This window comes from Bacillus sp. B-jedd, from assembly GCF_000821085.1.
In the GTDB taxonomy this organism is placed as follows: domain Bacteria; phylum Bacillota; class Bacilli; order Bacillales; family Cytobacillaceae; genus Bacillus_D.
Genome location: NZ_CCXR01000001.1, coordinates 1,722,981 through 1,737,400 on the forward strand (window position 1 = coordinate 1,722,981; position 14,420 = coordinate 1,737,400).

Here is a 14,420-nt window from a genome sequence, read left to right on the forward strand (position 1 = left end):
GGCACCTATCTAATAGGTGCCTTTTTTCTATATATAGCCTATTATGAGACAGGGAAAAAGTGAATCGCCAAATGGAAGATAATTAATAATCTTCCTTATTTTTTAAAAATTTGATAAAATTATAATTCGTTAGGATTACGAAAGAGAAAGAAAAGCTGTGCTGGACCATTAAAAAGAGAAAAGCAGCACGGGTGGAATGGGGGCAAAAATGAAGATATTCGCGGAATTAAAGTGGTTTTTTTGGCAGGAAAGGAAAGCATACATTAGCGGTGTCCTCATGCTGCTGGTTGTTGCGTTTCTGCAGCTTATTCCGCCGAAGGTTATCGGCCTTGTGGCGGATCAGATTAAGGAAGGCACCATTACATCCTCCGGGATGCTGAAATGGGTGCTTTTATTGTTTGTGGCTGGCCTGGCGATGTATGTTCTCAGGTATTTCTGGAGAATCATGATATTCGGCTCGGCTGTCAAATTGACGAGGAATTTACGGAATGATTTATACAGCCATTTCACGAATATGTCACCGTCCTTCTACCAAAAACGCAGGATAGGGGACTTGATGGCCCACGCGACAAATGACCTGCAGGCGATTCAACAAACAGCCGGAGCGGGAGTTTTGACACTCGTCGATTCTTTGGCGACCGGCGGTTTCGTCATATTGGCGATGGCCTTTACAATCAGCTGGAAACTGACACTGATCGCCCTGATTCCGATGCCGTTTATGGCGATGCTGACGAGCTGGTTCGGTACGATGCTGCACCGCACTTTCCATAAGGCGCAGGAGGCATTTTCCTCGCTGAACGATAAGACCCAGGAAAGCATTTCAGGCATTAAGGTCATAAAAACATTCGGCCAGGAACAGGAAGATATCGAGGACTTTCGGAAACAATCCGAGGATGTCGTAAAGAAAAATATCGTTGTGGCCAAAATCGACGCACTCTACGATCCAACCATCTCCATTATCGTCGGCATTTCCTTTTTCCTGTCGATTGGCTTTGGAGCACGCGACGTGCTGAATGGAAATCTGACCATTGGGCAACTAATCTCATTTACTACATATCTCGGCCTCCTCATTTGGCCGATGCTGGCTTTTGGCTGGCTCTTCAACATTGTTGAACGGGGAAGGGCGTCATATGACCGGGTCTCCCTGTTGCTGAAGCAAAAAGTCGATATTCAGGATAGGCCAGACGCGCTTGATATCGTTCCGGCGGGAGATATCGAGTATGCCATTGATCAATATGCATTTTCTGAGGAAAGCGAGCCGCTTTTGAGAGAAATTCATTTCAAAGTCGGCAAAGGAGAAACCCTCGGCATTGTCGGGAAAACGGGCGCCGGAAAAACAACTCTCCTAAAGTTGCTAATCAGGGAAGATGATATTCGGGACGGGGAAATCCAGATTGGCGGCCGGAACATTGAAGCCTACCGACTCGACAGGCTGAGAGAGGCAATTGGATACGTTCCACAGGACCATTTTTTATTCTCGGCGACTGTTAGGGAAAATATCGCTTTTGCAAAATCAGACGCTCCTGAAGAAGAAATCATGGCGGCGGCGAAACTCGCCAACATCCATGATGACATTCTTGGTTTTACTGAAGGATATGATACAGTGGTCGGCGAACGCGGTGTGTCGCTGTCAGGCGGACAGAAGCAGCGAATATCAATCGCCCGCGCGTTATTGCTGAACCCGGAAATCCTTATTCTCGATGACTCCCTCTCGGCTGTGGATGCGAAAACCGAAGAAGCCATTCTTTCCGCGCTTCGGAAGGAAAGGGAAGGCAAGACAACGATCATCACTTCGCACCGTTTGAGCGCCATCCAGCACGCCGGCCTCATCCTAGTCATTGAGGAAGGCAGGATCAAGGAGCGGGGCACACATGAAGAGCTTATGGCCAATGGCGGCTGGTACCGGGAAATGTACCTGCGCCAGCAGCTGGAAGAGCTTGTTGAGCATGGGGGGCATTAATGTTGGAAACAAACCTTACCGAAAAGGAGCAAAGGAATATACTCTTCCGGCTCCTGACCTATACAAAACCGCATAAAAAGGCAATCATCATCGCTTTTTCCCTTCTCCTTTTGACCACGATCGGAGACATTGCGGGCCCTTATCTTGTCAAAATCTTCATTGATGATTATTTGACGCCGGGGAAAATTGAATTTGAACCACTGATGACACTCGGGCTCATCTATATGGGCATCCAGGTCGCCAAAGTGTTTTTATTGTACTTCCAGCTAGTGAAGTTTCAGGAAATCGCCCTGAAGATCATTCAGCAGCTAAGGATTGATGTGTTTTCGAAAGTACAGGCACTAGGGATGAGATATTTTGATAAAACGCCTGCGGGAAGCATTGTTTCCAGGGTTACGAACGATACAGAGGCGATCAAGGATATGTTCGTCACGGTCCTCGCCACGTTTATCCAAAGCGGCGTTTTCCTGTTTGGTATCTTTGTGGCGATGTTCTTCCTTGATGTGAAACTCGCGCTGTTCTGCACATTACTCGTTCCTGTCATCCTTCTGGTCATCCGCACATACAGGAAATATAGTTCCCGCTTCTACCTGGATATGCGCGAAAGGCTTAGCCAGCTGAATGCGAAGCTGAGCGAATCGCTTCAAGGAATGCCGATCATCCAGGTGTTCAGGCAGGAAAGGCGGCTCAGGCAGGAGTTTGCCGACATTAACGAACGCCACTACCAGGCGGGCATGAAGAACATAAAACTTGATGGGCTTCTGCTCAGGCCGGCAATTGATATGATTTATATTTTAGCGCTGATTTTAGTGCTGAGTTATTTTGGGATCACTTCGCAAAAATTGGCGGTCGAAATCGGGGTACTGTATGCATTCATCAACTATCTCGACCGTTTCTTTGAGCCGGTGAACCAAATGATGATGAGGCTTTCGCTATATCAGCAGGCGATTGTCGCCGGATCAAGAGTTTTCAAACTTCTTGATGAGGAAGAGTACGCTCCGCCACAGGGCGAGGCAGGAGAATTGAAGATACGGGATGGCAAAATTGAGATCCGGAATTTAAGTTTTTCCTATGACGGAAAGACCGATGTCCTGAAGAACATTTCCTTTACAGCCAATCCCGGTGAAACAGTCGCGCTTGTCGGGCATACGGGCAGCGGGAAAAGTTCCATTATCAATCTTTTGATGAGGTTTTATGAATACAACCGCGGAGATATTCTCATTGATGGAGTATCAACCCGAGATTACTCCAGGGAAGAGCTTCGCAGGAAAATGGGGCTCGTCCTTCAGGATCCTTTTCTTTTCTACGGCACAGTGAAGGATAATATTAAGCTTCATGACAAGGAAATGCCGGAAGACAGGGTTGCGGATGCCGCCAGGTTCGTCCAGGCGCATACCTTCATTGAAAAACTTGAAGACCAATACGACCATAAGGTTGTCGAACGGGGAGCGGCATTTTCGAGCGGGCAGCGGCAGTTGATCGCTTTTGCGAGGACAATCGCCACTGATCCGAAAATCCTTGTTCTTGATGAAGCGACTGCTAATATTGATACGGAAACAGAGGAAGCCATCCAGACAGCGCTGGAAAAGATGAGGAAAGGGCGGACGACGATTGCGATTGCCCACCGCCTGTCAACAATCCAGGACGCCGACCAGATCCTTGTTTTGCATCAGGGGGAAATCGTCGAGCGGGGCACACATCAGGAATTGCTCGCGCAACGGGGGTTATACCATAAAATGTACCTCCTGCAAAATGGGCTCGTCGATCGGGTGGAAGACGCCGTCAAACACGGCTGAAACGAAATGTGATACTATAAAAGGTGACAGCCTGGCTGCGTTCAGCCAGGCTGTCATCATGAATGGGCATGTATTTTTTGTACAAAGTCCTGATTGTACTGATTCAGCAGAAGATCAAGTTCCTGGCTGTACTGAATCGCGATTGAGGAACTCAAGCCGTTTACGCAAGCGACTTGAATTAATTCCGCCCTCTTTTTTTCTATTAGGGAGAGCAAGTCCTGTTTCAACACGGCTGTAATTCCTTTCTGGAGAATCTCCGTTTTATAAGTAAATAAGTAAATATCTAACAATATGATTCTCGACTTAGTATACCCTATTATGGTAATAAATTCAAAGTGTTCTTGTCAAAAAATATCCAGTTGTTTTTCAATATTAATAAGTTATCCATTTGGTGGAGGTGACACAAAACGTTCATCCGGGATTGTATCTTTTCCAGACTGGATTTTGATAAAATAAAAGAAGCATAATTGTTGGGGAGTTGGGTTGCATGGCTACTGATGTAAATTTATTTCTCGCCCTTGGAGCGGGATTCATGAGCTTCATTTCTCCTTGCTGCCTGCCATTATATCCCGCATTCCTTTCTTATATAACAGGAATGTCAGTCAGTGAACTGAAGGGCGAAAATGGCATGATGCAAAGGCGAAGCATCATTCACACGATATTTTTCCTGATAGGTTTTTCATCGATCTTTATCATGCTTGGCTTTACCACTTCGTTCCTTGGACAGTTCCTGTATCAGAACCAAGAGCTTATCCGCCGGATCGGGGCCATTTTTATGGTTGTTTTCGGGTTAATGGTCGTGGGGATTTTCAAACCAGAATTTTTAATGAAGGACCGGAAGTTTCAATTTAAAAACCGTCCTTCAGGATACATTGGAACCATCTTGATTGGTATGGCGTTCGCTGCGGGATGGACACCGTGCACCGGCCCGATCCTCGGCGCAGTATTAACAATGGCTGCACAAAATCCTGAATCCAGCATGCCTTTGATGATTGCGTATGTCCTTGGTTTTGCCATTCCGTTTTTTATCCTATCCTTCTTTATTGGACGGATGGGCTGGATCCGCAGGAATTCTATCAAAATCATGAAAATCGGCGGCTATGTCATGATAGTGATGGGTATCATGCTGTTCTTTGACTGGCTGACAAAAATCATTATTGCTTTACAAGGGTTGTTTGGAGGGTTTACCGGGTTTTAATGAAGTGGAATAACTTGCGGAAATAGCATCCATTCGTGCAAAGTGGGTGCTTTTCCCCGCTGTTTGCAGTATAATTACAATGTTAAACTTAACAAGAATGGGATGAAAAAGATGAATTTAGTGCTTGCTTCTTCAATCGGCGCGATTGGCATGGCATCACTGGCTATGTTCGTCCGGATGAAAGCTGCGAAAAAGCCTGCTTCCATCAAAAAAATTATTCTGCCGCCCGTCTTCATGAGCAGCGGGGCGCTTATGTATATTGTTCCACAATTCCGCTTGACCTCAATGGAAATCCTTGAGGCTGTCATTGTCGGCATGCTGTTTTCAATTTTGTTGATCAAAACATCAGCTTTCGAAATAAAAGGGGACCAGATTTTTCTAAAACGGTCAAAAGCCTTTTTCTTTATCCTGGTCGGCCTACTCGTTGTCCGTATCATTATGAAGACGATTTTAAGCGCCACGATTGATTTCGGTGAAGTTTCCGGCATGTTCTTCCTGCTCGCATTCTCTATGATTGTTCCGTGGAGAATCGCAATGTACAGGGACTTTAAGAAGTTACAGAAACAATTGGATAACAACGAACAGCTGGCGTAGGAAAAGGCGCTGGCTGTTTTTTTGTTTTGGGACAGGCTGCGGGGGGATTTTGGGTGTTCAGTCCCAACATGGTTTAGCTTGGGACAAGCTGCTGTGAAAACAGGGGTACGCTGTCCCAACTTGGTTGAGCTTGGGACAGGTTAATGATGAAAAGGCAGCGTGTTGTCCCAACGTGGTTGAACTTGGGATAGGTTTAATAGGAAAAAGGAGTGAATTGTCCCAACATGCTTCGACTTGGGACAAGTTGATGATGAAAAGGCTATATGCTGTCCCAACTTGGTTGAGCTTGGGACAGATTGATGATGAAAAAGGAGTGAATTGTCCCAACGTGCTTCTACTTGGGACAAGTTGATGATGAAAAGACTGTGTGCTGTCCCAACTTGGTTGAGCTTGGGACAGGTTAATGACGAAAAGGCTGTGTGTTGTCCCAACGTGGTCCGACTTGGGACAGGTTGAAAAGGAAAAAGGAGTGAATTGTCCCAACGTGCTTCTACTTGGGACAGGTTAATGACGAAAAGGCTGTGTGTTGTCCCAACGTGGTCCGACTTGGGACAGGTTGAAAAGGAAAAAGGAGTGAATTGTCCCAACGTGCTTCTACTTGGGACAAGTTGACGATGAAAAGACTGTGAGCTGTCCCAACTTGGTTGAGCTTGGGACATGTTAATGACGAAAAGGCTGTGTGTTGTCCCAACGTGGTCCGACTTGGGACAGGTTGAAAAGGAAAAAGGAGTGAATTGTCCCAACGTGGTTGAACTTGGGACAGCCAGCGATGCAAAAGGCAGCGCTCTGTCTCAACTTATGAATCCTAGATACAGTGCTCTTAAATTCAAAAAATAAAACCGCCTAAGTAGGCGGCTAAAACAAATGCTCGAATGGCGTCATATCAATCTGTTTTTCTTTCAAATGCTTTCTCAAAAACTTATGATCGCGTTTCGGCGTTGCGAGGATATATCCCCGAATCACGAGGTCCTGATCAATCCGGTTTACCTTTTCGTTCAAAGCAATCTGGCCAATTTTGCCGGCAATCTTGTGCCGTGCGACATCACGGAACAATTCTGGAACAGGTGAAACAAGTTCCTCCAGGAAATGCTTCTGATCCTCCGGCCACAAATGCCTGGATTCATTCACATAATGTTCTTCCCAGTCCATAATCGACTTCCCGTCTTCCTTCGGGAGCTTTTTCAAAAACTTCCTGAACATGAAATAGCCGCCGATTGCGAATAACCCTATTAACGTAAATCCCCAGAAAAAAATGAACCATTGAGCCCAAACATTTTGCATTTCATTCACCTACATAACACTTATTCTCATCTCTATTATAGAGGTTTCGTGCAAAATATGACAAGACTTAGACATTTCCAGCAAAACTATAGCGGCAATAAGGAATACTTGATATAATGAATACTGTTCTTGATACGGGGCTGAATGGGGTACTGGTGTCCTCCACGGTCTTCAAAACCGCTTGTGACCTGCGTGCCAGGTCAGGTGGGTTCGATTCCCACACAGTCCCGCCAAACCATTCATTTTAAAGCTTTTGACTGGAATGTCAATACTAAACTGGACAAAAATTATAGAGGCTGTAGCTTGAATTCCACAGGGGTTAAATATCCCAGTGTTCCATGAATTCGAATGTTATTGAACCAATGAACATAATTAGAAAGTTTAAGAGCGAGCTGTTCAAGGGAAGAGAAATGAGCTCCGTTAGCGAATTCCGTTTTAAATACCTTAAACATGGATTCAGCCACGGCATTGTCGTAAGGACAGCCTTTCATACTTAGTGACCGCTGGAATCCGAATGTTTCAAGAGCCACTGAAATTAATTAATTATCAAACTCTTTTTCACGATCCGTATTAAACATTTGAACGTCATCCAAGTTTCCTTTATCTTCCTAGTAATGGAAGATAGGAAGTGATTAAATAGTTTTATAAAAATATAAATAATTTTTGGAAAATTATGAAATCCCTGAAGGCAAATTCAGGGATTTTACATTTACCAAAGAAATTAAAGAATCAATGCAACAGAAACGTTCAAATGGTATTCACTGTTAACTTTCCCTTAAGAGGACAAAACTCCAGTTATACTCCAATAAAATGGAACAAGAAATCCCTTGAGTAAAACTCAGGGATTTCTTGTTTTTTCTAACCAACTATTCAATAAAAAGCTACCCAGAACCGAATCCGTTGGTCCATTACCCCGAATTTAGGGAGTCTTTTGACCTGCTGTTAGAGTCTATAGATTTATTAATAGATCTTTTGTTTACAGGCGGCATTCCGCTATAGCATTGGCTTTCCGCGAGTTGTAAAAGCATAAAGGGATAACAACTTTGAAGGATTAGCAGATACTTAGGATATATGGCATGGGTTCAAGGTCATCATCACATTTTAAGAATGATATTTGAAATGGGTATTGTTATCTCTAATTTGAGCGAATTACCCCAATAGTAGAAAATTAAGAATATTTATATAATAGGAATTGGAGTATTTAAGATTTATAGGAGATAGGTGCTTAACTATTTTTCGAAAATTAATGAAAGTAGGGAGAGTATGAGTGGGAAAAAGTTCTTTAAAAAGGCAACAGCCATTACACTAACAGCTGGATTAATTCTATCATCGTCAAATTTCATTCACACAGCTAAAGTATCGGCAACCAGCATTAACGCTGAAAAGGTCCTTGAATCACTTACACCACAACAAAGAGATGCATTAACACAATTAGAATTGTCTGATCAAAATGGTTTGCAAGGGTTCAACGGTGTGGAGTTGAACAGTGAACAGGAGATGGAGGTAATCGTTCAGTTCCACTCAAAGCCTAGCCATGTTGCTATCCTGGATGCAGAGGTAAAGGGGAAGAAGCTAACACAAAAAAAGGCAGATGATCAGATATTAAAAGAACATGAAAAGTTTAAAAAGGATATCCAGACGATTTTACCAAAGAGTAATTTAAAGAATAAAAAAACAGATTATCAAATCACGTATACCTATAACACTGTTTATAATGGTCTGGCTATGAAACTGCCAGCCAATCAGGTTGAAAGTCTATTAAAATCTGATGTTGTAAAAGCAGTATACAAAAACGAAATATTTCGGGTCGATCCGATTGTGCAGAATACTTCAGGGGAAGAGGAAGGCACTACTCCTGGCATATCAGTAGAAGCTATTTCACATTTAAAAGTGGATAAGCTTCATGAGGAAGGTTTTACAGGGAAAGGAATAAAGGTTGGGGTTCTAGATACAGGTATTGATTACAACCATCCTGACTTAAAGGACGTTTATAAAGGTGGATATGATTTGGTCGATAATGATAATGACCCAATGGAGACGACCTATAATGACTGGAAAGCTAGCAATAATCCAGAAGTTATCGGGACTTCAACGTACTATACCTCTCATGGTACTCATGTTTCCGGTACGATTGCCGGCCAGGCGAAGAACAATGATATTTCCGTGAAAGGTGTAGCGTCAGATGTAGATTTATATGCTTATCGAGTTCTTGGTCCTTATGGTTCAGGATCAACGGAAGGTGTTATTGCCGGAATTGAAAAGTCAGTTGAAGATGGTATGGATGTTATTAATCTCTCACTTGGTTCATCTGTTAATGACCCATATTATCCAACTAGCATTGCGATCAATTATGCAGTCTTAAGCGGGGTAACTGCTGTTGTTGCTGCGGGTAATACCGGGCCTGGTGGATATACGGTAGGATCCCCTGGTACTTCAGCTCTCGGAATAACAGTCGGTGCAAGTGATGTACCATTGGCGGTTTCTACTTTTAAAGGGAAAATTGGTTCAACTAATGAGATAGAACTCATCAATATGGGACGAAACTATTCCGATCAATTAAAGGACTTGGACGGACAATCCTATGAAGTCGTAGATGTAGGTCTGGGATCTATCGTCGATTACACCGATAGAGATGTACAAGGCAAAATCGTGCTTCTTGAACGGGGTGGATTTACCTTAACCGATAAGGTAACTATAGCAAAGGAGAAGGGTGCCGCAATTGTACTTCTTTATAACAATGTAGATGGACAAATTGAAGCTAATCTTGGGGAGTCCACCGCCTTTGTCCCAGCTTTTTCACTGACGAAAACTGCAGGGGAACAGATCAAAGCACACCTTCAGAAAGGAGAGACCTCCTTTACCTTCTCTGATTATGGCGTTAGTCAAACAGAAGGAGATCGTCTTGCTGACTTTAGCTCACGTGGACCGGTAAGGAAAACGGATGAGGTCAAACCTGAGGTCGTTGCTCCGGGGGTTAGTGTTCTTTCAACGGTTCCATCCTTTATGGCTGACCCGGAAAAGCAAGAGGATTATCAATTAGCATATGCCCGCTATTCCGGAACATCAATGGCAACACCATTTACTGCAGGGGTTGCCGCATTATTATTGCAGGCAAATCCAAAGTTAACGCCGGATGATATTAAGGCAATCCTAATGAATACAGCCGACCCGCTTAATGGGGAGTATAGTGTATTTGAGGTTGGTGCTGGAAGAGTTAATCCATATAATGCCATTCATCATGGCGCAATCTTTCAAATGATCGATAAAACCTTCATTCCTGGTGCGGAAGATGTTACCGAAGTGAAAAGACTTACAGGTGGACTTAGCTTTGATAATGAAATGGTTGATAATAATTTAGTAATCAAGAAGTCTATTCATATGAAAAACAATGAAAAAGAGAAGAAAAAGTTCTCTGTCACGATTACCGAAGGCAGCGGTTCGAATGGCTTGAAAAAGAATGGGATGGACATATTGATTGCCAATAAAATTAATTTAAAGGCCAATGAAGAAACAAAGGTATCCATTAGTCTGCGTACCCATAAAAAGGCAAAAGAGGGCTACTACACAGGGTATATTACCCTAACGAATACGGAGGATTCTGCCGAGAAATATAGGATTCCATATAACTTCCGTTTGATGCAAGATGGTTTTAATACGTTGTCAATTGATAATCCAGCATTTTCACCATATTATTTTAATAATACAGATGATTGGGATGCGTTTCGTTTGCCAGTTGTCAATTCCCAAATTAATTTGAGTGCACCAATGGAAAAACTGGATATTATCCTTCAAGATGATAAAGGAAATGACCTTGGATTTGTTGGAACAGTTAGTTTAGATGGAGCTTACGATAATTTCGATTACGGATTACATGCATTTTTTGGCACATATAATACATTTACCGGTGATGTGAATAATCCAATTTCTTCAAAAGTAAGCTATGCAAAAGAAGGGCATTACAAGCTTAAATTCATTGGCACGGGTTTATCCGGAAAAACAGTAACTCAAACGGAGCATATTTGGATTACACTTACGAAGCCTACCTTCACAAGCTCATTGGATGGAAGTTCGCCATTTATTGAGTTTAAACCTGGGCAACAAACGTACCCATTTGAAATAAAAATCACAGATCCATTTGTGGATGAGATGCAGAAACATGGGGTAAATATCGATCAAACATCAAACTTTATGATTTATTATTGGGGCTATTTTGGCCAACCATCTACGCCAATTTATATGGATAAGGACGGAAAATTTGTGGAAGAGATTCTTATGAGTGATTCTCCTCGTGGTTTACCGTTCAGCATGGCTGGTTATAATGCCGCAGGAAATAGGGTGGATAAGGCTTACTTCTTTGTGAAGGAAGGAACACCGGTCACCTATCCAACAAGTGAAACAACTGAGGCAAATACAGGTGATATCATTAACATGAAGTTAGTGTTAGATAACGTAAAAGATATCAAGAAGGCAGAATGGACGTTACAGGATTTTGTAGGTCTTAAAACCTTAAATCTGGTTGAGGCAAAACTAACAGAGGATCTTAAAGACAAAGCGACAATTAGTTTAAAGGGTAATAAGATTACTGTTGAATTCAACCACCCTAGCGGACAATTAGATCAAAAAGCAGTTGTCGATATTTCCTTCGAAGTGATGGGAGAGGAATATTATACATTAGGGTATATGGATCCGACTGTAGTTGTTACAGATTCAAATAATAACAATTTAAAAGTATTAAATTCTCCTTACCGCTTTAAAATCAATCCTCAATTTTCAAAAATAGAGGGGTATGTTGGTCCAGAGGGATTCCATGATAATGATAACCTCGGTTCTAGGGATTGGTCCAAGGTTGGGGGAACGGTAAAAGCAATTGATTCAAACGGCAACGTGATTGATGGCACTTCTTCTGTTGAAGATAGCGGATATTACAGTATTGACAAACTTCCGTTAAGCAAGGATCAATATACGCTCGAAATGACGGTCCCAGGCCATTTCTTTACCCGGACGGAAGTACCACTTGGTTATGAGCGCAATGGTGTTATATATGGAAATTATCAATGGGTAAATCTAGTGCTTCTTCTTGGCGGTGATGTGAACCAGGATGGCACCATTGATGTCCTAGATGCGCTTGCTATTCAAAAGGCTTGGAAAACAGGTGACCGTGCAGCAGATATCAATTTTGATGGGACCGTAGATGCAAAGGATATTGAATTTGTTAAGAAAAATTACCTGAAGCAAAACGAAGATGTTGAGAATGCCCCGGAGCCAAAGCAAAATCATAATGGAAAAACATTAGAAATCATTCTGGCTGAGTTAGAAATCTAATCAATACAAAAAAATCTTCAAGGAAAACACTTGGTTTGGTTAAATCAAGTGTTTTCTGATTATGGAGAACCAGATAACCCCAAAGAAAAATTAAATTGTGTCCCAAATTACCTAGCTTGTGTCAATAAGCTTTTACATTTGATTTTTGCCCTATTAAAAAACAGGACGACCTTCCTGGATCTAGTTTGATTACCCAAATGGACTAATAAAAAGCAAAACCTTCCAAACATATAAGTAAGGTTATTTGGCATGCTTATTTTTAGAATATCATACTATAAAAATCTGTTTTAATGAAAAATGTTGACAACTTTTAGAGCCCAAAAGATTTAGATTTATAATTAGATCAAAAAAGTCAGCCTTTTGGTTGCCTTTATTATTTTTAATTCCTAATCCATTAGTTTTTATTAATTTATTCAATATTAAAAATCATCAGTTAAATAAAGTTGCCTTCGCGGAAAAAATTGGATACTATATACTTAGAAGTTACATAGTGAATCACATGTTACTAATGCGATTAGGCATGTTGGTAAGTGAGGGAATGTATCTATATTCCTCAATTTCCAGCATGCCTTTTTTATGTGATCACCTGTAAAACATTCATATTTTAAGGAGGCGGATTCATTTTATTCAAGTAAGATTATTAACAACCAAGTGGATTACATAAATGGTTCATAAAAAAGGAGGAGTTTATATAGTGAAGAAAAAAATTTATGCTTTATTATTCAGTTTGCTATTGATATTTAGTATGATTTCTTTCAATACTGCCTCGGCTGAAACCCCTGATGCCTCAAAGGACATAAAAACACTAGTAAGTGAATTAATCTATTATTATGGACAAGATGCACGTACAGATGTCCTAAGAACACTTGACCTGATTGAAGAACAATCTCTGGTAGATTACAAGTTATGGAATTCGGTCATTGATTATTGGGATTGGATCGAGAATGATATGGAAGAACATATCGATGTCGCTCCGGATGGCCTTCCGAATGATAATACCCATGCATTTATTGTTCTCGGATTTGCTTTAAAACCCGACGGTACAATGGAAGATGAATTAGTTGGCAGATTACAAGTTGCACTAAATAGTGCAAAGAAATACCCTAATTCTTATGTCTTAGTAACGGGCGGAGTAATGAAGAATGGTTGGACAGAAGGCGATCGTATGCGTGATTGGCTATTGGCTAACGGACTTCCGATGGATAGAATCATTGTAGAAAACAAAAGTGCCAATACTGTTCAAAATGCATCGTTTAGCTATGATATTTTGTACAACAACTATAATATAAAAACTGCTTCTATTATAAGCAGCCAATATCATTTAAAAAGGGCAAGTATATTCTATTACACTATGTCACTTTTGAAAGCGAAAGAGCTTGGCAAAACTCCGATTGAGTTTTTAGGGCAAGGGAATGCAGGCTGGTATCGAGCAGATAAAACAGAAGAACCAATGAGCCTCAAAGTCAGTGGTATGTCCTCCATTGCAGGTGTACCAAGAGCTAGCAATCTCCCTATCTCCAAACTGGTAGATTTGGCTATAGAAGGGGACTTAGAATACTATGAGGGTGAAGATTTAAATTTATCGGTTCATGCCCAATATGATTGTCAGTATGTACGTGACATTACAAAACTTGCTGAGATTACAGGATTCGATTCAAGTAAAATCGGAGACCAAGAACTTCAAATCACTTATGAGGAAAAGGGCGTAAGACTAACAAAAAACATCGTGGTTAGTGTAGCAGCAAACAAAACTGCACTAGAAAAAGCAGTTGGTGATGCTGAGAAAAAAGTAAAGGCTGACTACACGGGGAAGAATTGGAAGGATTTTACGACTGCACTAATCCTTGCTAAGCAAGTATTAGGAAATAAGGAAGCGACGCAAGCGGAAGTAGATGCAGTGCTCGATTCCTTAATTAAAGCAACGGAAAGCCTTGTAAAAAAACCAGTAGTAGGAGATGTAGATAAATCTGCGCTAGATCTTGCAGTGACCGATGCTAAGAAGAAACAAGCATCAGACTATACGGCTTCCAGCTGGACGGCCTTCAAAAAGGCGTTAGCATCAGCGAAAGCGGTACTTGCAAATCCAACCTCATCTCAAGAAGAAGTGGATACAGCTCTTAACGATTTAAATGTTGCAAGTTCCAAGTTAGTATTCGCCAGGGTTTCATAGCCTTACATGGAACGCCTAAGCTACCAAATACAGCAGTAAATATATATACAGATGAATTGACTCATTGTTGTTGATATTGGGGCAATGTTCTATATTTTA

General features: G+C 41.7%; 8 protein-coding genes, 1 tRNA gene and 1 pseudogene. 7 read left to right on the forward strand and 3 right to left on the reverse strand.

Annotated features, from left to right (window positions below; all coding sequences use genetic code 11):
• Window positions 1-208 precede the first annotated feature (208 nt).
• Window positions 209-1,960 (forward strand): ABC transporter ATP-binding protein, encoded by a 1,752-nt coding sequence (locus BN1002_RS08430; RefSeq protein ID WP_048824556.1) that lies wholly within the window; start codon window positions 209-211, stop codon window positions 1,958-1,960.
• Window positions 1,960-3,756 carry an ABC transporter ATP-binding protein gene (locus BN1002_RS08435; RefSeq protein ID WP_048824557.1) on the forward strand — a complete coding sequence of 599 codons (1,797 nt, stop codon included), beginning with the start codon at window positions 1,960-1,962 and terminating at the stop codon, window positions 3,754-3,756. The genes BN1002_RS08430 and BN1002_RS08435 overlap by 1 nt, the downstream gene beginning before the upstream one ends.
• A gap of 56 nt (window positions 3,757-3,812) precedes the next feature.
• Here the strand turns inward: BN1002_RS08435 and BN1002_RS08440 are convergent, their stop codons facing one another.
• The gene (locus tag BN1002_RS08440; protein ID WP_048827837.1) at window positions 3,813-3,986 is read right to left on the reverse strand and encodes an aspartyl-phosphate phosphatase Spo0E family protein; all 174 of its coding nucleotides are present in this window, start codon (window positions 3,984-3,986) and stop codon (window positions 3,813-3,815) included.
• Between the two features lie 257 nt (window positions 3,987-4,243).
• Here BN1002_RS08440 and BN1002_RS08445 point away from each other — a divergent pair, with 257 nt between their 5' ends.
• Together BN1002_RS08445 and BN1002_RS08450 are read left to right on the forward strand one after the other, a co-directional pair.
• The gene (locus BN1002_RS08445) at window positions 4,244-4,954 is read left to right on the forward strand and encodes a cytochrome c biogenesis CcdA family protein (protein WP_048824558.1); all 711 of its coding nucleotides are present in this window, start codon (window positions 4,244-4,246) and stop codon (window positions 4,952-4,954) included.
• Window positions 4,955-5,065: 111 nt separating this feature from the next.
• Window positions 5,066-5,548, forward strand: coding sequence for a CcdC family protein (locus tag BN1002_RS08450; protein ID WP_048824559.1), 483 nt, complete (start codon window positions 5,066-5,068; stop codon window positions 5,546-5,548).
• 855 nt (window positions 5,549-6,403) lie between these two features.
• Here BN1002_RS08450 and BN1002_RS08460 read toward each other — a convergent pair.
• The gene (locus BN1002_RS08460; protein ID WP_048824561.1) at window positions 6,404-6,829 is read right to left on the reverse strand and encodes a DUF2621 domain-containing protein; all 426 of its coding nucleotides are present in this window, start codon (window positions 6,827-6,829) and stop codon (window positions 6,404-6,406) included.
• Between the two features lie 136 nt (window positions 6,830-6,965).
• Between BN1002_RS08460 and BN1002_RS23660 the strand changes: the two genes are divergently transcribed.
• Window positions 6,966-7,062: transfer RNA gene (locus tag BN1002_RS23660), tRNA-Sec, on the forward strand.
• A gap of 54 nt (window positions 7,063-7,116) precedes the next feature.
• Here the strand turns inward: BN1002_RS23660 and BN1002_RS23235 are convergent.
• A pseudogene (locus BN1002_RS23235) lies at window positions 7,117-7,431 on the reverse strand (transposase); the annotation flags it as partial.
• A 619-nt stretch (window positions 7,432-8,050) separates the two neighbouring features.
• On the opposite strand from BN1002_RS23235, the gene BN1002_RS08465 reads away from it, so the two are divergent.
• Both BN1002_RS08465 and BN1002_RS23015 read left to right on the forward strand, forming a co-directional pair.
• Window positions 8,051-12,151: a S8 family serine peptidase gene (locus BN1002_RS08465; RefSeq protein ID WP_231575001.1), complete on the forward strand. Its 4,101-nt coding sequence runs from the start codon at window positions 8,051-8,053 to the stop codon at window positions 12,149-12,151.
• A gap of 694 nt (window positions 12,152-12,845) precedes the next feature.
• Window positions 12,846-14,321, forward strand: a complete 1,476-nt coding sequence (locus BN1002_RS23015) for an ElyC/SanA/YdcF family protein (RefSeq protein ID WP_052445625.1) — start codon at window positions 12,846-12,848, stop codon at window positions 14,319-14,321.
• Window positions 14,322-14,420: the final 99 nt, after the last annotated feature.